The 19,685-nt window shown below is 73.8% G+C and carries 17 protein-coding genes; 8 read left to right on the forward strand and 9 right to left on the reverse strand.

Features of this window, described 5'->3' with window-relative positions:
• Positions 1–318: 318 nt before the first annotated feature.
• Positions 319–789, reverse strand: coding sequence for a hypothetical protein (locus tag OH807_RS40255; protein WP_406210169.1), 471 nt, complete (start codon positions 787–789; stop codon positions 319–321).
• 1,382 nt (positions 790–2,171) lie between these two features.
• Between OH807_RS40255 and OH807_RS40260 the strand changes: the two genes are divergently transcribed.
• Positions 2,172–2,624, forward strand: coding sequence for a DoxX family protein (locus OH807_RS40260; protein WP_406210172.1), 453 nt, complete (start codon positions 2,172–2,174; stop codon positions 2,622–2,624).
• 80 nt (positions 2,625–2,704) lie between these two features.
• Here the strand turns inward: OH807_RS40260 and OH807_RS40265 are convergent, their stop codons facing one another.
• From OH807_RS40265 to OH807_RS40280, 4 genes are all read right to left on the reverse strand, one after another.
• The gene (locus OH807_RS40265) at positions 2,705–3,070 is read right to left on the reverse strand and encodes a hypothetical protein (RefSeq protein ID WP_406210175.1); all 366 of its coding nucleotides are present in this window, start codon (positions 3,068–3,070) and stop codon (positions 2,705–2,707) included.
• Positions 3,071–3,085: 15 nt separating this feature from the next.
• Entirely contained in the window at positions 3,086–4,765 is a 1,680-nt protein-coding gene (locus OH807_RS40270) for a nickel/cobalt transporter (RefSeq protein WP_406210178.1), read from the reverse strand.
• Entirely contained in the window at positions 4,762–6,069 is a 1,308-nt protein-coding gene (locus OH807_RS40275; RefSeq protein WP_406210180.1) for a tetratricopeptide repeat protein, read from the reverse strand. Before OH807_RS40275 ends, OH807_RS40270 begins: the two co-directional genes overlap by 4 nt.
• A 167-nt stretch (positions 6,070–6,236) precedes the next feature.
• A complete protein-coding gene (locus OH807_RS40280) occupies positions 6,237–7,685 on the reverse strand; it encodes a DUF4331 domain-containing protein (protein WP_406210183.1) in 1,449 nt (482 codons plus the stop codon).
• 248 nt (positions 7,686–7,933) lie between these two features.
• Here OH807_RS40280 and OH807_RS40285 point away from each other — a divergent pair, with 248 nt between their 5' ends.
• Together OH807_RS40285 and OH807_RS40290 are read left to right on the forward strand one after the other, a co-directional pair.
• Complete coding sequence (locus OH807_RS40285; protein WP_406210187.1) at positions 7,934–8,659, forward strand: helix-turn-helix transcriptional regulator; 726 nt, start codon at positions 7,934–7,936, stop codon at positions 8,657–8,659.
• A 32-nt stretch (positions 8,660–8,691) separates the two neighbouring features.
• Positions 8,692–9,195: a DUF3291 domain-containing protein gene (locus tag OH807_RS40290; RefSeq protein ID WP_406210190.1), complete on the forward strand. Its 504-nt coding sequence runs from the start codon at positions 8,692–8,694 to the stop codon at positions 9,193–9,195.
• Positions 9,196–9,326: 131 nt separating this feature from the next.
• On the opposite strand, the gene OH807_RS40295 is transcribed toward OH807_RS40290, so the two are convergent.
• A complete protein-coding gene (locus OH807_RS40295; protein WP_406210193.1) occupies positions 9,327–10,433 on the reverse strand; it encodes a hypothetical protein in 1,107 nt (368 codons plus the stop codon).
• 591 nt (positions 10,434–11,024) lie between these two features.
• Positions 11,025–11,762 carry an MBL fold metallo-hydrolase gene (locus OH807_RS40300; RefSeq protein WP_406210195.1) on the reverse strand — a complete coding sequence of 246 codons (738 nt, stop codon included), beginning with the start codon at positions 11,760–11,762 and terminating at the stop codon, positions 11,025–11,027.
• 242 nt (positions 11,763–12,004) lie between these two features.
• Between OH807_RS40300 and OH807_RS40305 the strand changes: the two genes are divergently transcribed.
• From OH807_RS40305 to OH807_RS40320, 4 genes are all read left to right on the forward strand, one after another.
• Positions 12,005–12,301, forward strand: a complete 297-nt coding sequence (locus OH807_RS40305) for a hypothetical protein (RefSeq protein WP_406210198.1) — start codon at positions 12,005–12,007, stop codon at positions 12,299–12,301.
• Positions 12,302–13,009: 708 nt separating this feature from the next.
• Positions 13,010–13,843 (forward strand): DUF4190 domain-containing protein, encoded by an 834-nt coding sequence (locus OH807_RS40310; protein WP_406210201.1) that lies wholly within the window; start codon positions 13,010–13,012, stop codon positions 13,841–13,843.
• Between the two features lie 234 nt (positions 13,844–14,077).
• Complete coding sequence (locus OH807_RS40315; protein ID WP_406210204.1) at positions 14,078–15,250, forward strand: serine hydrolase domain-containing protein; 1,173 nt, start codon at positions 14,078–14,080, stop codon at positions 15,248–15,250.
• Between the two features lie 281 nt (positions 15,251–15,531).
• Positions 15,532–16,482 (forward strand): hypothetical protein, encoded by a 951-nt coding sequence (locus OH807_RS40320; protein WP_406210205.1) that lies wholly within the window; start codon positions 15,532–15,534, stop codon positions 16,480–16,482.
• 151 nt (positions 16,483–16,633) lie between these two features.
• Here OH807_RS40320 and OH807_RS40325 read toward each other — a convergent pair whose 3' ends face one another.
• Together OH807_RS40325 and OH807_RS40330 are read right to left on the reverse strand one after the other, a co-directional pair.
• Positions 16,634–17,437, reverse strand: a complete 804-nt coding sequence (locus OH807_RS40325) for an alpha/beta hydrolase (protein WP_406210208.1) — start codon at positions 17,435–17,437, stop codon at positions 16,634–16,636.
• A gap of 260 nt (positions 17,438–17,697) precedes the next feature.
• Positions 17,698–18,657 (reverse strand): LysR family transcriptional regulator, encoded by a 960-nt coding sequence (locus tag OH807_RS40330; protein WP_406210211.1) that lies wholly within the window; start codon positions 18,655–18,657, stop codon positions 17,698–17,700.
• Between the two features lie 106 nt (positions 18,658–18,763).
• Here OH807_RS40330 and OH807_RS40335 point away from each other — a divergent pair, with 106 nt between their 5' ends.
• Positions 18,764–19,657, forward strand: a complete 894-nt coding sequence (locus OH807_RS40335; protein WP_406210214.1) for an NAD(P)H-binding protein — start codon at positions 18,764–18,766, stop codon at positions 19,655–19,657.
• The last annotated feature ends 28 nt before the right edge of the window (positions 19,658–19,685 follow it).

Genomic DNA, 19,685 nt, shown 5'->3' on the forward strand with positions numbered 1-19,685 from the left:
AAGCAGGGCGCTGGGCTAACAGCGGGGAACCTTCTGAACAGTTGCAGAAATGTGATGTGGGTGTTCGTCGCACAAGGGCCGTGTGATGTGTGCGTCGAGGTGGCGGCGGGCGCGCGCGTGCCCGCAGGGCCGAGCGCAGGGGGCTGGACGCCGGGCTCGGGGGACGGGGCGTGGCGGTCCTCGGAGGTACGTCGAGGGCGCGACCGACGGCGTCGTGCGCTACGACAAGTCCCCCGAGAGCTACCTCGCAGGCGTTCACCTCCACGCCGCAATGATCTGAATCGACGACCTCCTGAAGACCGCCGACTGATCACGACATCACACAGACCCCAGACCGGACTCCCGCCAGGCCTGCGCCCCCGAGGCTTGGGATAGCCGTCTCTCCAGTTGCTGGACGCGAGCTGTCAGGCAGGTGTTGTGGGCCTGGGCGTTGGCCAGGTCGGTCTGGAGCGAGGCCCGGTTGACCGGCGAGGCGCCGGCCGGGTCGTGGCCGGCGGGTTCGCGTTCGGCGGTGTGGACGAGGGCGAGCAGGTCGCGGTGCTGGTAGAGGAACGTACGGTCTGTTCGGGCCTGCCGGGCGATGCCGGAGACGCTGATCGAGATGCCGTTCTTTGCGGTGTTCGGGATCGCTCCGGCGACGCGTTTGCGTCGACTAGAGACGTCGGTGCGAACGTGGTCGCAACCCACGCAGCGGAACCGTAGCGGGCAGGCGTGGCCGCATTCCGCCACGTTGGAGGGCTCCAGACATACGCCGGAGGCGGTGGCGACCTCGCCGATCGCCCGGCGCACGTGCTCAGAGTCCAGTAGCCCTTGGACCTTGCGCCAGAGGTGGTTGCCGTGCCGGTAGAACTGCAGGGCGGTGACGCGGTCGAAGGCCTCGCGTTTTGCGTTCTTGTCCGACCCGGTAGCAGCCCTCGGTAGTCGACATCTGTCGGTGGTCCATCAAGGCCTGGAGGACGTCCGGGGCCACGCCGGCGTCGGCGTGCCGCTGGGCGTAGGTGTGCCTGTAGCAGTAGGGGAAGATCCTGGCCTTGTCGAACGGCAGCTTGACTGTCGTTGGCTGCCCGTCGGTCTCCACGACGACCGGCACGAGGACGTCGGGCAACGCGTTGACCCAGGCGCGGTGTGGCTCGGACAGTTGCGATCGGCTTGCTTCCGTCGGGGTTGGCGGCCCGGCGCGGCAGGAGCCTCAGCTTGGACACCGGGCAGTCCGGGACCGGCTGACGCACCCGGTCCTGCTGGCCGGTGACCATGTCGGCTGTGGCCGGCTGGCCGCCACGGGTGCGGGGGTTGGCCGTGCCGGCTGCTGGGCGGTCGGACCCCGGACGTGCACGGGCCGGGATCCGCCGGAGTGCCGTTGTCGGGCGGGGTCCGTCTGCACCGGTCGCACCGGACGGCGGCGGGCACCCCGGCGCTACGTAGGTGCTGCGCCGCGCCCACGGCGGTGCGGAACGGCAGGTCGGCCGAGGCGACGGTGGGTGCGCTGTCCAGGAGCTCAGGCCCGGGTGACCGAGCGGACCGCCCGGAGAGCGGCAGGCCCGCCGGTCGGGGTGCCGGTGAGCAGGACTGTGAACGCCGGATCCTCCACCGGACCCCTCCAAGCACCGGAGCTCGGTCACCGGAGCTCGGTCAACCGCCCGGAGACAATGGGGGCAACGCGGTTCCGGGCCGGCCGGCCGCCGGTGCCCGTGGTTATCCGGCCTCCCGCCCGAGGGAGCCGGAGCGGCCGGTGCCGGTGCCGGCGTCGGCGCCCGGTTCGGGCAGGGGCGGCGCCGTCGGCGCGGGGAGCGGATTCGCCGGTGCGCCGGATGCGCCGGGCGTGTTCCAGGGGCTTTCCGCGGATTCGTGTGTCCGGTGCTGGTCCTGACTGCCCATGAGAGTCCGTCCTGTCGTGTTCGGTTGTGTTAGCGGCTGACGTTCCCGCCACCGGGGCAGTCATGCCGCTGGTCACCCGGATGGCCGCGGAGCGGTGGCGGACTGCCGGCCGGGGAACCCGACCGCTCGACCGCTGCTCCGTCCAGCACGGTCCTCCGCGGCGGTGAGGGGCAGGCGATCGGAGGATTGCGGGAGTCGGGGCTTCAGGGAAAGTTTTTCTCGCGGGAGCGATGAGTTCGGGTGGCGGGGGTGGTCTTACCCGGGAAAGCAACGAGAGCCGACCGGGGAGACCTGAAATGTCCAGTACCAACACCAGCACCACGTCCGCCACTGCCACTGCTGCTGTCGCCGCCTCCGCCGGCACCGGGACGCCCGGTCGGGGGGTGGTGCGGGTGGTGTGGACGTTGCGGGTGGTGATGGCGTTGTTCTTCGCCGTGGGCAGTGCGATGCCCAAGTTGCTGGCGGTTCCTGCGGCGACGGTGGTGTTCGACGCGATCGGTGTGGGGCACTGGTTCATGTACGTGACCGGGGTGGTGGAGCTGGCGGGTGCGGTGGGTCTGCTGGTGCGCCGGCTGGCCGGGCCGGCGGCGACGGCGTTGATCGCGTTCCTGCTGTGCGCGTTCGTGACCCAGTTGACGGCGATGCACGGGGAGAACGCCGGGACGCCGTTCCTCTTCATGGTGCCGCTGGCCGTCATCGCATGGAACCGGCGGGCGGAGACGGCGCGGCTGTTCGGCCGCCGGCTCTGACCCCGACCGACCCCGACCGACCCCGACCCCTGGACCCCCGACCCCTGACTCCGCCCCGGCGCCCGGCCGGGCGGGGCCGGTCAGGGCGTTCGGTCCGGCCGGGGGACGTGGACCGGGTCGCCGCCGAGGTCGGTGTAGAGCTCCGTCCAGCGGCGGTCGGTACTGGTGGCGGGCTTGCCGTCGCAGTAGGCCTTGGTGCCGTTGGCGGTGTAGTAGCGCATCATTTCCAGCACCGATCGGGTGTCGCTGTTGGCACCGGCGGTGTAGCGGTCGGCGGGCTGGTTCGTCTGGTGCACCAGGCAAGTGGGGGAGGGCGTCGCGCTCTGGGCGTCGAGGCTGCCGGTGCCGGCCCCCGCACAGCCGGCCAACAGGGCGGCGGCCGGCAGGAGGACGGCCGGCAGGAGGGCCTGCCGGGCAGCGCGGTGCAGGGTGCGGTGCGGCGTCATACGAGGCTCCGGGCGTCAGAGGAGGGGCGGGAGGCTGCGGACCATCAGGCCGAGGCCGACCGTGAGGACGAGCACTGCTGTCAGGGCCGCCGTGTGCGGGGCGATGCGGCGGAGCAGGGTGAGCGACGGGTGGCGGGTCAGCGGGCCGAGTCGGTCGCCGAGGCGGACCAGCAGCAGCCCGACGGCGGTGAGGGTGGCGGCCATGCCGAGCCCGTAGGCGATCACGAGGGCGGCACCGAACACCGTGCGGCCGAGGGCGACGGCGCCGAGCAGGACGACCAGGGCGGACGGGCTGGGGACGAGGCCGCCGGCGATGCCGAGGCCGACCAGGCCCCGGGTGGTGAACGGTCGGGCCCCGGTGGACGCGGGCCCGTGGGAGTGGTGGTGGCCCCCGAAGATCCCGTGCCGGTGAGGTTGCCCGTCGTCGTGCTGGTGGTCGTGGTCGTGGTCGTGCGTGTGACCGTGAACGTCGTGGTGATGATCGTGACCGTGACCGTGACCGTGGTCGTGCTCGTGCTCGTGCTCGTGCTCGTGCGGGTGTGCGTGGTCGTGGGGGCCGGCGGGGGCGCCGGCTCCCAGCAGGACGGGTTGGCGGGCCACTCGGGCGGCCGGTGTGCGGGGGTGGTGGTGCGTACGGGGGCGCCGCAGTGCGTCGGTGAGGAGGCCCGCGCCGACGAGGGCGACGAGGGTGCCGCCGGCGACGCCGAGCCAGCCGAGGACGGTGTCCCCGGCGAGGGAGGAGAAGGTGGTCAGGGCGAGTCCGATGACGAGGACGCCGGCGGTGTGGGTGGCGGTGACGGTGGCACCGACGGTGACGGCGTCGCGGGTGCGGCCGCGCCGGCCGGCGAGGTAGGCGGCCATCACGGTCTTCCCGTGGCCGGGCAGCAGGGCGTGTCCGGCGCCGAGGACGACGGACAGGAGGACGGCGAGGAGTCCGACCGGCACGGTCAGCCGCTCGGCGCCGGCGAGTGCGGTGAGGTGACGGGACAGGGCCTCCATCCGCGCGGTGAGTCCGCCGCCCGTCGTGCCTGCACCCGCGGTACCCGCGGAGTCGGGGGTACCGTCCCCGGCGACGGCGGTGAATCCGGCCGTGCTGTCTCCCCGCGGGGTGTCGAGGAGTTCGCGCGGGTAGTTCCGCAGTTCGTCGGAGGGGGAGGACGCGGGCACGGTGGAGTGTTCGAGGTGGGCGCCCTCGCCCTTGGCGGTGATCTCGTTCCAGCCGACCCGGGTCGCGTCCGTGCCGGTGTCCACCCGGACGGTCACCGGCCCGGCCGCCAGGTTGAGGGGCGCGCCGAGCCGGCAGGTGAGGCGGCTGGTGCGCAGGCCGGCCTGCCCGTCCTGGTAGTCGAACGCGGCGGAGCCGACCGTCCAGGTGAGATGCCGGGGCGTGGTGACGGTCAGGCGCGCGGCGCGCTCGCCGCAGTGGGCGGCGGCCCAGGCGGCGCGTTCGGCCTCGCTCGCGGTGCCGTCGCCGTCCGTGTCGACGGCCGGTGCGGCCTGGAGGGTGGGGATCTCGGCGGTGTCGGTGACGGCGAGGACGTCGAGCCGGTCGGCGTGGACGGTGAGGCCGGTGTAGTGGTTGACGGAGAAGTTGCCGAGCGGGTGGGCCTGGGCGGCGGGTGCGGCGGAGCCGAGGAGCCACAGGGCGCCGGCGGCGGTGACCCCCGCGCGCCGCAGGGGTGGACGGCGGGTCACGGTGTGCCTCCGAGGGCGGCGAGTGCGGTGCGGGCCTGCGGGGCCAGCAGCGGGGAGAAGAACGGGTCGGTGCGCAGCGCCTCGGCCAGATGCTCGCGGGCCGCGTCCGTCAGGCCCAGCGCGCGTTCGATCTCGCCGCGGTGATGGGCGAACAGGGCGTTGTGCCAGCCGTGCCGCTGCGCCTGTTCGGCGAGGGGCAGGGCTTCGCGGTCGTTGCCCTGGCGGTGCAGGGCCCAGGCGAGGGCGTCGGCGACCAGGACGTTGTGGCGGCGCTGCCACTCGGCGCGCAGCAGCGTGACGGCCTGGTCGGGGTCGCCGTGGTCGGCCTGGTACTGACCGATCGTCAGGTCGTCGACGACGCCGTTGGCGGCGGCGAGTTGCTGTTCGGCGGCCAGCAGCCGGTACTGCTCGCGGGCCTCGGTGGGGTGGCGGAGCGACTCCTGCAGTTCGCCCAGCTCCAGCAGGTACTGCGGGAGCGGCACCCGGTCGATGGCGGTGGTGTAGTCGCGGACGGCGCCGTCCGGGTCGCCGAGGGCGGCCTCGGCGCGGGCGCGGCCGGCCAGGGCCGGGGTGTAGGAGGGATCGTCGGCGAGGGCCTGGCGGTAGCCGGTGAGGGCCTGGTCGGGGTGGCCGTTGCTGCGGTCGAGTTCGGCGATCTGGTAGCGGCAGAACGCCTTGTCGGCGGGGTCGAAGGCGTCGTCGAGGGCGCGTTGCAGGGCGGTGCGGGCGTCGTCGGTGCGGCCGTGCTGTTCGAGGTCGTAGGCGGCGCGGGTGAACGCGGCGGTGCCGGGCCGCAGGTCCAGGAGTTGCTGGGCGGCCTCGGTGGCGCCGGGCTCGTCGCCGAGTTGGGTGCGGGCGTCGGCGAGGACGGCGTGGGCCGGCCAGTGCCGGGGGGACGCCGCGATCGCCCGGTCGGCGAAGTCCCGGGCGTCGGCGAAGAGGTGACGGGCGTTGGCGAGGGCCCCGAGGCCGGTGAGCGCGTCGGCGTTGTCGTCCGGCCGGAGGCCGAGCGAGCGGTGCAGTGCCTCGTCGGCCTTCGGGTAGAAGGAGGGGTCGGCCGTGAGCCGGGCCTGTTCGACGTACTCGGCGCCCAGCCGGGCCCAGCCGGCGGCGTCGGCGGGGGCGTTGCGCAGCCGCTGCTGGTCGGCGGCGATGCTCCGGCCGAGGGCACCGGGATCCGTCGTTCCGGAGGCCGGCCGGGCCGCGGGCGGGACGGGTTTCGGGCCTTCCCGGCCGAGCGCTCCGAACGCGGCGAGGCAGCCGCACAGGGCGGCGGTGGTGAGCAGCAGGGGCATGCGGCGCATCCCGGATCCTTCGGGTCGGGTCGGGGTCGGGCGGGGGTGGGTCGAGGTCGCCTCGGCGGCAGGCGGCAGGCGGCAGGCGGCAGGCGGCAGGCGGAGGGCCGAGGGTGGCAGGCGGAGGGTGGCGGGTGCGGCCCGGGACGAGGCCCGGACCGCACCCGCCGGGAGCGCTAGTTGGGCTGGTTGACGGCCTTGGCGTACGGCAGCGCGACGTACGGGAAGGACGCGGAGAACGGCTTGTCGGCCTGGTTCACGCCGTCACCGGCGGCCAGGGCGGGGATGAGGTGGCCGGGGGTGGCGCCCTCCATCACCTGGAGGGCGATGTCGACCACGTCGTCGGTGGGGCGGCGGCCGTTGGGGAAGCCCTGGAAGTCGCCGTTGAGGATGCCGAGCCGGTCGGGGTTGGCGGTGACCGGGGTGGACATGTTGAGCCGCAGCTCCTCGGCCGGCACGAACCGGGAGGCGTCGATGTCCTGGTTCATCAGCTGGGAGTTGAGGTCGACGGCGAACGGGCCGTTGGCGGCCTTGGCGATCCCGGTCAGGAAGATCTCCTGGAGGTCGGTGCGCGGGGTGGCGGGGGCGGGGAGGCCGTAGATCGCCTGGATGAGTTGCGGCACCTCCGGGTTGAGGACCTTGTTGACCACGGCGGGCTGGTTGTGGTCCTCCGACGGCGGGAGGGAGTTGAACGCGTCCTTGAGCCCCGCGGGGAGGACGACCTCGTTGACCAGCGGGTTGCCGAGGCGGGAGACCTGCACGTACTTGCCGACCGGCTCCTCCTTGCCGGGGCTGAGCTTCATGGTCTGCTTCTCGGTGCTGGACCAGACGCCGATGACGGGGTTGCGGCCCGGGTCGCCCTTGAACGCGAGCTCGCTCTTGGGGATCTGGATGGAGAGGGTGTTGACGTTGTAGCCGGCCAGGGTGTTCTGCCCAACCTCGGAGAGGTTGCCGCCGTAGAGCAGGTCGAAGACCCGCAGGTCGAGGAAGAACGGGTCGGCGGCCTGTGTCGCGACGGTCTGCCCGCCGTTCGGCAGCTGGACGGTGGCCTGGCTGCGCAGCCGCCCGTAGTCGGGCATCGAGGCCTTGCCGGTGTCCGACGGCGCGGCGGTGCCGTGCTCGACCAGGGTCTTGGGCTTGCAGCCGGGGCGCAGCTCCTGGAGCGTGTAGTACTGGCGGAACAGCAGGGTGGGGTCGGTGAGGTTGTTCACGACGCCGTTGTTGTAGAGGAAGGTGTTGGTGCCGCGCCGGTCCTCGGTGTGGAAGGTCCAGCGGTAGGTGACGTCGGGCCTGCCGGTGCCCTGGGAGTCGATGTTGATGTCGTAGTGGGCGCCGTCGGCCCAGGGGTAGAAGTTCGGGCCGCCGTTGGGCTCCTGGAACGGGAGCCAGTTCGCGACCAGGGTGACGGTGTCCTGGCGGTCGGGGCTGGTGAAGGCGTAGACATCGGTGTTGTCGACCTGCGGGTCCGCGGCGATCAGCGGAGCCTCGCGGTGGCTGGACGCCGAGCCGACACCCGCGCCCGGGCCGGCCAGCGCGCTGCTCGCCAGGGCGAGGGCCATCACGCCGAGGATGGCGGCGGTGCGGACGGTGGACTTCGGTCGGGGGCGTCCGAGCACAGGGTTCATCGTTCTCGCTTCCGGTGGGGGCGCCGCAGCGCCCGGAACGTTGCCGTGGCACGCCTTCGACGGCGGTCCACGGGAGGACAATGACTGCCCTCCCGAACCCCTTCGCCGCCGCGCGCACGGCGGACGGGCCACGTCACCCGCTCGGCCCAGACCAGTCACCCGCACGGTGGTACGTCCGGTCCCGCCCCGGCCGCCGGGGCGCGGGTCGACCTTCTATCGCCAACCCGCGTTGTTCCTAGAATGGGCGGGTGGAAGACATCGACGCGATTGCCGTCCTGCAGGATCCGGTACGGCGGCGGCTGTACCAGTACGTGGCGGCGCAGGGCCGTGAAGTCGGCCGCAACGAGGCCGCCGAAGCGACCGGGGTGACGCGTACGCTCGCCGCGCACCACCTGGACAGGCTGACGGAGGCCGGGCTGCTGGAGAGTGGCAGCCGGCGGCTGTCGGGCCGCTCGGGGCCGGGGGCGGGCCGTCCGGCCAAGGTGTACACGCGGGCGCGGGGTGAGCGTTCGGTGTCGCTGCCCGCCCGTGACTACCGCACCGCCGCCGAGCTGCTCGCCGAGGCCGCGGAGGAGGCCGGGCTGGACGCGGGGCTCTGCGCGGCGGCGCGTCGCCGGGGCGCGGCCCTGCGCGGGTCGGCGGCGCCCTGCGGCGGCCTCGACGAGGCGGTTGAGGTGCTGGCCGGGCGCGGCTACGAACCGCATCTGGAGGACGCCCCGGGTACAGGCGGTGAAGGCGGCACCGGCGGCACGGGCGGTGCCGAGGAGGCGGGCGGCGCGGGCGCGCGTGTGGTCCGGATGCGCAACTGCCCGTTCCACGCCGTCGCCGAACGCTTCCCGCCGCTCGTCTGCGGCATGAACCTCGCCCTGCTGGAAGGCCTGCTGGGGACGGACGGCCCCGTCCGCGCCCGGATGGACGCCCGGCCGGGGGAGTGCTGCGTGGTGGTCGAGAGTTCTAAAAACAATGATGATTGACATAGAAAACGCGGGCATGCTGGGATGAGGCCATGACCTCATCCGGGCCTGCCGCCCACCTCGCCCAGCTCAACGTCGCCACCCTCAGCCACCCCCTGGATGACCCGCGCATCGCGCCGTTCGTCGAGCTGCTCGATCCGGTCAACGCCGCCGCCGACGGTGCGCCCGGCTTCGTGTGGAGGCTGGTGGAGGACGGCGCCGCCGATGCCACCGGCCTGCGCCCGGCCGGGGAGGACGTCATCGTCAACCTGTCGGTGTGGGAGGACCAGGAGGCCCTGTGGGACTTCGCCTACCGCACCGGGCACCTGGACGTGGTGCGGCGCCGCCGCGAATGGTTCCAGCGGCACGTCCAGGCGCACCTGGTGCTCTGGTGGGTGCCCGCCGGCCACCTCCCCGGCGTCGGCGAGGCCCTGGAACGGCTGGCGGAGCTGCGGGCGCACGGGCCGTCCCCGCGCGCGTTCACCTTCGCCGCCTCCTTCACCGCCGCCGAGGCCGCGGCGGTGCACGCCCCGCCCCACGGTGCTGCGGAGGCCTGACGGCGTCGGGGCATCGGGGCATCGGGGTGCCGGGGCGCGGGCCGTCCGGTCAGGGTGTGCGCAGGCGCGCGCACGCCCGTGGGCCGGGCCCGATCGGTCCGGGCCCGGCCCACGGGTACGCGTGGCTCCGGTCAGAAGGCGGAGGTGTACGCCGTGAGGAACGGCGCCGCGACGGGCGTGCCGCCGGGGTTGAAGCAGAGCGGGTTGAGCTTGACCGTGCCGGAGGTGCGCGTCCAGGGGAGCGCGAGGTTGCACCAGCCGGGGCCGCCGCCGAACGCGGTGAACTGGGCGGTGTCGGAGGCCACGGCCACGCCGGGCAGCGTGACGGTGGACGGCACGCCGACGGCCAGCGTGTTGGTGGCGCCGACCGAGTTGAAGTTGGTCCCCGGCGGCACCGATCCGTTGTACCAGAGGTAGCCGAACGACTTCGGCGGGAACGCCGGTCCGTGGACGGCCCGCTTGACGGAGTAGCTCAGCGTCCACCTGGTGTCGTACGGAGCGTTCGCCGCGTCGAAGCAGGCGACGACGAAGGTCTGGCCGGTGGCGGCGGGCGCCCAGTCGGCCACCTTGCACCGCGCGCCCTGCACGGCGTCGACCGCGGTGACCTCGACGTTGCCGACGTTGGTCGCCAGGCCCAGGCCGGGCAGCCAGGCCTTCCAGATGCCGGTCGAGCCGTGGCTCACCACGTTGGCCCCGCCGGCCGAGTTGTACTGGGTGACCAGTGCCCCGGTGATCGTCGAGTGGACGTAGCCGTAGTCGCCACCGGGCGGCGCGGGCGTACCGCTGCTGGTCGTGTAGAGCACCGTGAACGGCGAGTTGTCGGGCGTGCCGGTGGGCTTGTAGCAGGCCACCGAGACGTCCTGCCCGGTGCCGACGGTGGTCCAGCCCTTGATCTGGCACCAGGTGCCCGTTCGGTTGACGGCGGTGGCGTGGGCGATGCCGCCCGGGCCGCCGATCAGCGGGAAGTGCACGACGTAGGAACCCAGGGCGACCTGGTCGACCTTGACGGGATTACTGGCCGGCGTGGTCCAGCTGCCCCACTGGCGCGTGGTGTCGGGGACGTAGCCCGGCGGCGGCGTCGGGTTGTCGAGGAAGGCGAAGCCCCAGCGGTCGGGCACGGCCGCATGGGCCGGGCCGGCCGCCGGGACGGCCGCGGCCAGTAGGGCGGCCACCAGGGCCAGCAGCAGCAGGACGGCGCGTGCGGGTCTGATCGGCGGTGCGTCGGTACGGGCGTGCATGAGCGTCAACCCCCAAGGTGGCGTGGACAGTTGCTGACTGCGCGGTGCGGCGTGCGCCGTGCGCCGAGAGCTCCGTTCCGGGGAGCGGAACGGGACCGGGGCCGGTCGGGCGGTCGGGTGGTTCGGTGCGAGGTGCCCGGGGTGCCGGAGGAGCCGGAACGCCCGGGGGAGCCCGCTGCCGTCCGGTGTGTCCGGCGATCGACGGCCGCTGCCGAAGGGGGTCAGGCCCGACGGTGCCTCACATGGTAGGAGTGGCACGGCCCGATGGCCCAGACCTCTGGCATGAACCCGTACGGCCCTTGTCGGCCGATCGCGGCGCACCCCCACCCGCCCCGCCCGACCCGTCGGACCCGTCGGGCCCGGACCTCCTGCCGGTCACGCCGAACGCCGCGCCGTCGCCGCCCGCAGGCCCGCCCGTCGGCCCCGGCCCCCGGCTCCGGCGACCCAGTAGGTGCCCCGCGCCCCGGCGTCCCCGGGCGGAGCGGTGCACGGGCAACGGCCGGAAAGACCCTTGCGGCTTCGGCGTCGTGGGCGGGCGACCCGGCCGTGCCGCCGGTGCCACCCGCGCCGCCGGCTGGGCCGTGTCGTCGGTCAGAGGGGAAGCGTCATGCCCTCGTCCGCGGCGACGACGTCCCCGGAGAAGGCGCTGCGTGCCTCGGCGATCGAGCGTTCGCGGTTGCTGCCGGGCCAGAAGTGCGTCAGCAGCAGGCGCTCGGCACCAGCGCGGCCAGCCCAGGTGCCGGCGTCCGAGGCGCTCATCAGGTGGGGATCACCGTCGTCGGAGCGGGCGCCCTGGAGGGTTGCGCCGGCGATGAACAGATCCGCTCCGGCCGCGAGCCGGGCGAGCGCGGGGGCCGGGCCGGCGTCGCCGCTGTAGGCCAGGGTCAGACCGGGCGCGGTCAGCCGCAGTCCGGCGTGCGGGACGTGATGGGGCAGCAGGACACCGTCGAGTTGGAACGGGCCGACGCGGTAGCTGCCCGGCAGCGGGTGCACCGCGAAGACGTCGAGCAGATCCTCCGTCGGCTCCATCGCCTGGACCCGCCGGACCACTCCGGGGGTGCAGTACAGCGGGACGAGCCCGCTGCGGCGCTCCCCGAAGGTGAGGGCCCGGCACAGCGCACTGAGGTCGGCGCAGTGGTCCGGGTGCTCGTGGGTGACCACGACGGCGTCGACGTCCGCGGCGGCACAGTGTTCCAGCAGCCGGGGGAGGGTGGCGTAGCCCAGGTCCAGCACCAGCCGGAACCCCTCGTATTCCAGGAGGAAACCGCTCGCACCGCGCCCGGCCTCCGGCCACGCCCCGCATGTCCCCAGCACACTCAGCCTGCGCATCCGGTCATCCTCCCACAGGCCCGGGGAGGTGGCCGCGGCTCTGCTGCCGGGCGGGCTGTTCGACCGCCCCGGACGGGACGGTCGCGGCGCTCATCAGGTGCGATGTCCTGGATCGGGAGCTGCGCCGACGACCGTACAGGCCCGGGGTATTGGCGGATGCGCTGCCCGAGGGCCAAAGCCACGAACTGCGGCTTGCGTGTAAAATATGGAGGTGATCTCACCCCGTCTACAGGGGAGTGCTCATGATCGGTGTCACCGTTACGTTCTCCTACCCCAGCGGCTTCGACCGCGCGCGGGTGGTCGAGGTTGCCGAGGGTGCACGCGGCATGTTCGAGGGCATGCCCGGCGTGCGGTTCAAGTTCTTCACGTTCAGTGAGAAGCAGCAGCAGGCAGTCAACTTCTATGTCTGGGAGTCCGAGGAGGCGGCGGAGCAGTTCTTCTCTCCGGAGCTGCGCGCGCGGGTGACCGACCTCTACGGCGCAGCGCCGGCGATCGAGTACGTGGAGATCGCCGAGATCGTCGACAATTCGAAGGCCTGAGGTCGAAGGCCCGAAGAAACCGGTGGGCTTGTTCGCGGGGTTGATTCAAGTGTCCTTGCGCGGCCCTGGCGTTGTGTCGACCTGAGGCCGCCGGCCAGGTCCGTGCTGTTGAGATCCGCACCGCACGCGGCCCCTGGACCGTGGCCACCCTGTGAAACCCCGCGACCGACAGTCTCTGCCGGTGCGGCCGCCCCTCGGAGCGGGCAGGCTGCCGGGCGCGATGCCGGGCCGGTTTCCCGGCCGGTTTCCGGGGCCCTGTATGTTGATCACCCGCCGACCCCATCAGCGACCCGTCCCGGGGTGTTGACGTGGGGGTTCGCCCGGGCCCGTGGCCGCCTCGCGTAAACGGGTCGCCGATCGTCCTGGGGGCAGGGCAGACTCCGGGGCCGAGGCCGTACGTCTGCTCATCATCTCCACGCGCTCGAAGGATCTCGCATGACCATTCCCGCCCCGCCCGGCAGCCCGCAGTCAGCGGAGGGACCGGCCGACGCCAACCCGTGGGCACCTCCGGGGCAGGAAGGGGGCAAGGGGCGGGGCGAGGCGCCGGGCGGGGCCGAGTCTCGCGTACCCGCCCCGCCGGCTCCGGCCGGTCCGGCTGCCGCGTCCGTTCCGGGTACTCCGGGTACTCCGGGTACTCCGGGGGCTGAGGGCTTCCCGGGTGTCCCGGGCTTCCCGAACGCACCGGGCGCACCGGGCGAGGGCCTGGGCGTGCCGTACTGGCCGCCGTATCTGCTGCCGGCACCGCAGCCGCGCAACGGCCTGGGCATCGCCGCGATGGTCCTCGGGATCGTCGGCACCGTCTTCGGCCTGACCGTCATCCTGTTCTGGCTGTCCTGGCTGCCGGCCCTCCTCGCCCTGGTCCTCGGCCTCGTCGCGCTGCGGCAGGTGCGGAAGGGGGTCGCGGCCAACCGGGGGGTGGCGCTCGCCGGCGTGATCCTGGGCGTCGCGGGCCTGCTGGTCTCGGTCGGCGGCGGGGTGTTCGTGGTGAGCCGGGTGCAGGCGGCGCACGACAAGCAGCGGGCGGACGAGAACGCCGCGCGCGCCCGTGCCGAGGCTGCCGTCGCGGCCGCCGAGGAGCGGGCGGCGAAGGAGAAGGAGCGGATCGAGGCCGAGCGCGAGAAGGCGGCGGCGGACGAGCGGGCCCGGCACTTGTCGTTCGGCCAGTCCTACACCTACCCGAACGGGCTGAAGGTGACGATGGCCGCACCGGAGCCGTACGTCCCGAGCGAGACCGTGTTCGAGGCCCCCAAGCACGCCAAGATCGTCCAGGTGCGGATCACCGTCGTCAACACCGGTTCCACCGAGGTCTCGCTCTACGGCTCGGGGATGCCCGGCGTCCGGGACTCCCAGGGCAACCCGGTCCTCCTGCTGATCGACGGAAGCGGACGGATGAAGCTTCTCTCCGGCTCCCTCGCTCCCGGCCAGCAGGCCACCAGCCTGACCGCGTACGCCCTGCCGGACACCGCGGCCGACCCGTTCTCCGTCACTTTCACCCACGGCTCCGTTCTGAAGCAGGTCGTCTGGTCCGGCCCGGCCGGCTGACCCGGGGCCGGGCCGGCGGCGTGCCTCCGGAACGCACGGCGCCGCATGCCCTCGCGGGTGACGAAGCAGCCCTCGGCCAACCGGAGGCAGTCGGGGGTGTCGAAGTCGGCCTCGGGGCCCCGGAGTCCGCTCGGGGCCGGCCCCCCGACACGGGCTGGGGGACATCCCCCAACCGCCCCTGAGGTGCGCCCGATCGCGCCCCGTTCGGGCGCGGAGCCCCGTTAGCGTCCAGCCATGACTTCGACCCTGCGAAAGTGCCTCGCCACGGCAGCCGCTGTCACGGTGCTGCTCGCCACCGACGCGGCGGCCGCCGCGGCCCTTCCGGCCGGCTCCTCCCCGGCGGCGCGACTGCGCCAGGACGTGTCCGCGATTCACGCCCTCGGCATCAGCGGTGTGCAGGCCCGGGTGATCGCGCCCGACGGCCGGCAGACGGTCGCCACCGCCGGCACCGCCGACCTGCGGACCGGACGCCCCGTCCCGCCCGACGGTTATCTCCGCATGGCCAGCACGTCCAAGACCCTGATCGCCACCGTGGTGCTGCAACTGGCGGCCGAGGGCAGGCTGTCACTGGACGACACGGTCGACCGCCGGTTGCCGGGCGTGGTGCACGGCAACGGCAATGACGGCACGCGGATCACCCTGCGCCAACTGCTTCAGCACACCGGCGGCATCTCCGACGCCGGCCTGCCCGGCTACAGCACGCCCGCGGAGTACTACCAGCAGCGCCACCGCGCCTACAGCGACGAGCAGTTGGTGGCCAGGGCGATGGCCGTGCCGCCCACCGAGGGGTGGCACTACTCCAACACCGGCTACCTCCTGCTCGCCATGACCGTCGAGAAGGTCACCGGCCGGCCCGCCCACCAGGAGATCGAGGAGCGGATCCTGCGCCCGCTCGGCCTCGACCACACCCGGTGGACGGGTATCTCGTCCACCGTGCCCCGGCCGCACGCCCTGGCCTACCAGTTCTTCGGCCCCGGCGCCCGGGTGGACGTGACCGACCAGATCCCGGTGGGCCACGAGAACCTCTCGTGGGTCACCACCACGCTGGACGAGAACCGCCTCCTGCGCGCGTTGCTCGGGGGCCGCCTGCTGCCGCCGGGGCAGCTGGCCGAGATGAAGCGGACCGTCCCCGTGAGCGCGGAGGCCGAACAGTTCTGGCCGGGCGGCCGCTACGGGCTCGGCCTGGTCGAGCAGCCCCTGAGCTGCGGCGGCACCTACTGGAGCCATGAGGGCGGCGACGGCGGCTACATCACTCTCAACGGCGTCACCGACGACGGCGGGCGAAGCGCCGTGGTCTCGATGTCCGAAGCCCGCGGTGACACCCCGGAGCACATCCTCGCCCAGGAGCACGCGGGCAGTGCGCTGATCGACCACGCCCTGTGTGCGGGGAGCCCCGGCCGGCGGTGAGCGGCCCGGCCACCTGCTCCAGCCGGTGCCCGGGCGCCGGCTGGAGCAGGCGGCCGCACGTCAGGTCGGCTCGGCGGTGAGGACGGAGCCGTCCCTGCGGAGATGCTCGATCGTGAGCTCGCCGGATGCGCCGTTGCGGGTGCCCGTCCCGCCGGTGACCGCGAACGTCGGCGTGCGGGCCGCGCGGACCGGTCACCGCTGCGCGCCGCCGACGGGGAGCGGACGCCGGCCTGCCGAAAACCACAGGCCACCGCCGCTGCGGTGCCGATATCCTCTCGGCCGTGAGTCGTAGGAGAACGAGGGACAGGGTCGAGGGCGCTCCGACGACGGCACGCCTGTGCGCGGTGCTGAACCGGGCGGGGCGCGTCGTGATCGTCGAGGGAGCGCCCGCCGAGGCGGACTCCGCGGACGGGGCGCGGATCGTGGTGACCGGTGCCGAGATCGCCGGCCTGGCCCGGCTGCTGGCCGTGGTGGACGGCGGCAGCGGTGAGCAGTGCCTGTGCGACGGCGGGCCGACCATCCTGGTGCAGGACGTCAGGGGCGAACTGATCGCCCGTTGGACGCTGCACCACTGGTCCGCCCTCCGCGGGCTCGGGCGGGGCGATGCCGACCTGCGGGACGGTCCGGCACTCACCGCATGGCTCGCGGAGCGGGGCCTGACCGGATCGCTGGAGGCCCGCTCGTTCCAGGCCGAGCTGGAGGCCGAGGAGGAGCGGCGCCGGCTGCGCTGGGTCCGGGCCGCGCCCGGCGGACTGGCCGTGCACTACGCGGCCTTGGACGTGTCCCGGCCGTCGGGGCACGACCGGAGGGCCTGGACGGCCGGGCTCCGGAACGCCGAGGCCCGGCTCGCCGCTGCCGTCCGGCGCGCGCATCCCGACGGGACCGAGCGGATCCTCGCCCTGCTCGCCTGGGCCGGGGCACCGGTCAGGGAGTCCACCGGCGGCCTGAAGTGGTACGACCTGACGGTCCAGCGGCACCTGCTCGCCGAGGACCCGGGGCTTCTCCTCGCCGCACTCGTCACCCGCCCGCCGAGTCGGGCCCAACTCGACGGTGCGGCCGCACTCTTCGCCTCCCACGAATGGACCGGAGCGCACGGTGAGGAGCTGCCCGAACCGCTGCGGACGATGCTGGTCGAGCACATCCTGGCGGACGGCACCGACCCCCTGCGGTTCCGGTTGCGCCACGGAGCCTACGGCGTCGGGCGCCCCGCCGGACCGGACGCTGCCGGCTGACGCGCCGGCCCGGTCGAGCCCCGGTCGAGGCATGGCGCTGACCCTTGGAGCCGACCCTTGGCGCGCCCAACGCCGACCCCTGGCGCCCGCCCCCCCTGGTCGAGCCCGGGCGCCGGCCGCGGGGCGGTGCAGGCGAGGAGGGCGGCGCAGGTCAGCGGAGGTCGTGCGCGGCGAGCCAGGCGAGTGAGTCGTCGATCAGCCGCGGTGCGCCGCTGTCGACGGTGAGTGAGTGGCCGCGGTCGTCGTAGTCCATGAGTTCCGTGACGGCGCCGGAGTGGCGGTACTGCTTGAACGCCGAGTGGACGAGCACCTGGTCCACGGTCTGGTCGAGCTTGGCGGCCATCAGCAGCAGCGGGCCGCGGCTCTCGTTGCCCGTGTTGACCGCGGCCGGCGAGTGCGGCTCCAGATTGCTGAGCGCGAGCTGGAACAGCGGGCGCGCGGTGCTCGGGATCGTCCACTTCTCGAACAGCTCGTCGGACTCGTCCTGGGGGACGGCGTTGGCGAAGCCGTGCCGGAACTGTTCGGCGCTCAGCGACACCGTCCTGTTCCGGTTGGCGGGGTTGCTGAGGAACGCGAACGTGGAACGGACCTGGTTCGTACCGATCGCCTTCACGCCCTTGATCTGCCCGGGGGAGATGGCGATGGCCGCCCGGCCGATGCCGTCGCCGAGGAGTTTCTCGACCAGGAAACCGCCCACCGAGTGCCCGATCAGGATCGGCCGGGAGTCCAGGGTGGCGGCGAACTCGGCGAGGTGGCGGGAGATCTCCGCGAGACCCGTACCGGCCTGTGCGTCCGGATCCTGGCGTGCGGCGGCCACGGTGTCGGGCACGCCCGGCCACTCCGGCATCACCGGCCGGTAGCCGGCCGCCTCGAACCGCTCGGCCCAGGGCTGCCAGCTCGTCGAGTGCAGCCACAGGCCGTGCACGAACATGACCGGGGTCTTTCCGTCGGGCATCGGGGTGTCCGCTTCCGTGAGAGGAGCGGCAGCGCGACCGTGCGGGCGCCGCCGGGAGCCGGTCCGGCCCTCCTGACCAGCATCTGCGCTCTGCGCGCCCCTGTCGCATCGGGGCCGGGTGCGGCCCGCAACGGCACGGTGCGGCCTGTACCCCGGTGCGTCCCGTGGCCTGGTACGTCCTGCGGCCCGTGCGGCGGCCGGGCGCTCTGGTTGTCCGCCGACCACTGACCGCCGACCGGCCGCCGGCCGCCGGCGGGCGCTCAGCCGGGGTCCGTGGCCGGGCCCCCGGGGGTGCGGAGGGCCCGGCGGACGGCGCTGCGGAGCCAGTGGTGGCCCCGGTCGGCCGCGTGCCGGGGGTGCCAGGCCATGCCGATGGCCAGGGAGGGCAGCGGCAGCGGGATGTCGAGGAGGCGGAGCCCGAGGGCGGTGGCGTCGTCGGTGAGCGGCGACGCGGCGGCTCCGGGGAGCGCGGCCGGGACGAGGCAGACGACGTCGCTGCGGGCGGCGAGGGTCATGGCCGCCAGGTGGCTGGGGAGGACGACGGAGACCCGCCGCCGGAGGCCCAGCTCGGCGAGGGCCGCGTCGAGGGGGCCGGTGAACCGGCCCCGGCGGCTGACCGCGACGTGGTCCGCCGCGGCGAGCCGGGCCGGAGTCAGCGGCCCTTCGGTGAGCGGGTGACCGGCCCGGACGGCCGCCGTCATGCGCAGGCCGGTCAGTTCCTCGACCAGGGTCTCCGGGTCCACGTGGTCGATGGATCCGACCTCCAGGTCGATCCGGCCGTCGCGCAGGGCCGGGCCGGCCTCCAACTCCTCGGCCAGGAGCCGGAACGAGACCCCCGGTGCTTCCTCCCGGGCCACCCGCAGCAGCCCGGGCACCAGCGCCGCGCCGACCAGGTCGGCGGCCTGGAGGGTGAAGGTGGTGCGCAGGGCGGCGGGGTCGACGCCGCCGCCGGGGCCGAGCAGCGCGCCGAGGCTGCGGACCACGGCGGCCGCCTCCTCGCGCAGGGCCAGGGCGCGAGGGGTCGGGACCATCGACTGCCCGGCCCGGACCAGCAGCGGGTCCTGGAGGATGCGGCGCAGGCGGGCGAGGGTGCGGCTCATGGCGGCGGGCGAGGTGTGCAGGCGGGCGGCGGCGCGGGTGACGCTCTGCTCGGCCAGCAGGGCGTCCAGCGCGACGGCGAGATTGGCGTCGATGACCGGCTCAGGGCTGTTCACCAGCATTATTCCATTTCCGTCAATGATTCCTTGCTGAGGTTCCCATTGTGGCAACACCTCGCTCCTCCCCAGGATGGAGGTGTTCCGCTCCAGTACGACCTGCGAGGCTTTCATGATCGTCATCACTGCTCCCACCGGGAACATCGGCCGTCACCTGCTCCACCGGCTCCTGGAGTCCGCTCCCGCGGCGGGGGAGGAGCTGCGGGTCATCGTGCGTGATCCCGCCCGGCTCCCGGCCGCGGCGCACGGCTGCGTCGAGGTGATCACCGGCTCGCACGGGGACGCCGCGGTCGTCGACCGGGCCTTCGAGGGTGCCGACGCCGTCTTCTGGCTCGTCCCGCCGGACGCCTCGCTGGCCCCGCACGACACCTACACCGGCTTCACCGGCCCTGCCGCGAAGGCGTTCGCCGCCCACGGCGTCGGCCATGTCGTCGGTGTCTCCGCGCTCGGCCGCGGCACGCCGGTCGCCGACCGCGCGGGCCTGGTCACCGCCACCCTCGCCCTGGACGACTTCATCGCCGGCACCGGCGTCGCCTACCGGGCCCTGGCCAACCCGTCCTTCTTCGAGAACCTCCTGGAGGAGGCCGACTCGATCCGCGAGCGGGGCATCTTCACCGACGTCGTGGACGCCGACCGCAAGGCCCCCCTCGTCGCGACCGCGGACATCGCCGCCGTCGCCGCCGGGCTCCTCCTGGACCGCTCCTGGACCGGCACCGACAGCGTCCCCGTCCTCGGCCCGCAGGACCTCTCCCCGAACGACGTGGCCCGCATCCTGACCGAACAGCTCGGCCGGCCCGTCCGCTACGAGCGCCAGCCGTTCGACGAGCTCCGCACCACCCTGGTCGGCTACGGCCTCCACGAGGCCTTCGTCCAGGGCATCGTCGACATGAAGCGGGCCAAGGACGCCGGCCTCGACGCCGGCATCGCCCGCACCGCGGACACCGCCTCGCCCACGAGCTTCGCGCAGTGGTGCGCCGAGTCCCTCAAGCCCGCCGTCCTCTCCTGATGGCCCACCACCCCTCGCCACGCGCCCG

Origin of the sequence: Kitasatospora sp. NBC_01560 (genome assembly GCF_045208415.1) — a bacterium.
In the GTDB taxonomy this organism is placed as follows: Bacteria; Actinomycetota; Actinomycetes; order Streptomycetales; family Streptomycetaceae; genus Kitasatospora.

Excerpts from the sequence above, each read along its gene's own strand:
- OH807_RS40260 (WP_406210172.1), top strand. The coding sequence starts at position 2,172 with ATGTCCAGTACCAACACCAGCACCACGTCCGCCACTGCCACTGCTGCT.
- OH807_RS40265 (WP_406210175.1), bottom strand. The coding sequence starts at position 3,070 with ATGACGCCGCACCGCACCCTGCACCGCGCTGCCCGGCAGGCCCTCCTG.
- OH807_RS40275 (WP_406210180.1), bottom strand. The coding sequence starts at position 6,069 with ATGCGCCGCATGCCCCTGCTGCTCACCACCGCCGCCCTGTGCGGCTGC.
- OH807_RS40280 (WP_406210183.1), bottom strand. The coding sequence starts at position 7,685 with ATGAACCCTGTGCTCGGACGCCCCCGACCGAAGTCCACCGTCCGCACC.
- OH807_RS40290 (WP_406210190.1), top strand. The coding sequence starts at position 8,692 with ATGACCTCATCCGGGCCTGCCGCCCACCTCGCCCAGCTCAACGTCGCC.
- OH807_RS40295 (WP_406210193.1), bottom strand. The coding sequence starts at position 10,433 with ATGCACGCCCGTACCGACGCACCGCCGATCAGACCCGCACGCGCCGTC.
- OH807_RS40300 (WP_406210195.1), bottom strand. The coding sequence starts at position 11,762 with ATGCGCAGGCTGAGTGTGCTGGGGACATGCGGGGCGTGGCCGGAGGCC.
- OH807_RS40305 (WP_406210198.1), top strand. The coding sequence starts at position 12,005 with ATGATCGGTGTCACCGTTACGTTCTCCTACCCCAGCGGCTTCGACCGC.
- OH807_RS40315 (WP_406210204.1), top strand. The coding sequence starts at position 14,078 with ATGACTTCGACCCTGCGAAAGTGCCTCGCCACGGCAGCCGCTGTCACG.
- OH807_RS40325 (WP_406210208.1), bottom strand. The coding sequence starts at position 17,437 with ATGCCCGACGGAAAGACCCCGGTCATGTTCGTGCACGGCCTGTGGCTG.
- OH807_RS40330 (WP_406210211.1), bottom strand. The coding sequence starts at position 18,657 with ATGCTGGTGAACAGCCCTGAGCCGGTCATCGACGCCAATCTCGCCGTC.
- OH807_RS40335 (WP_406210214.1), top strand. The coding sequence starts at position 18,764 with ATGATCGTCATCACTGCTCCCACCGGGAACATCGGCCGTCACCTGCTC.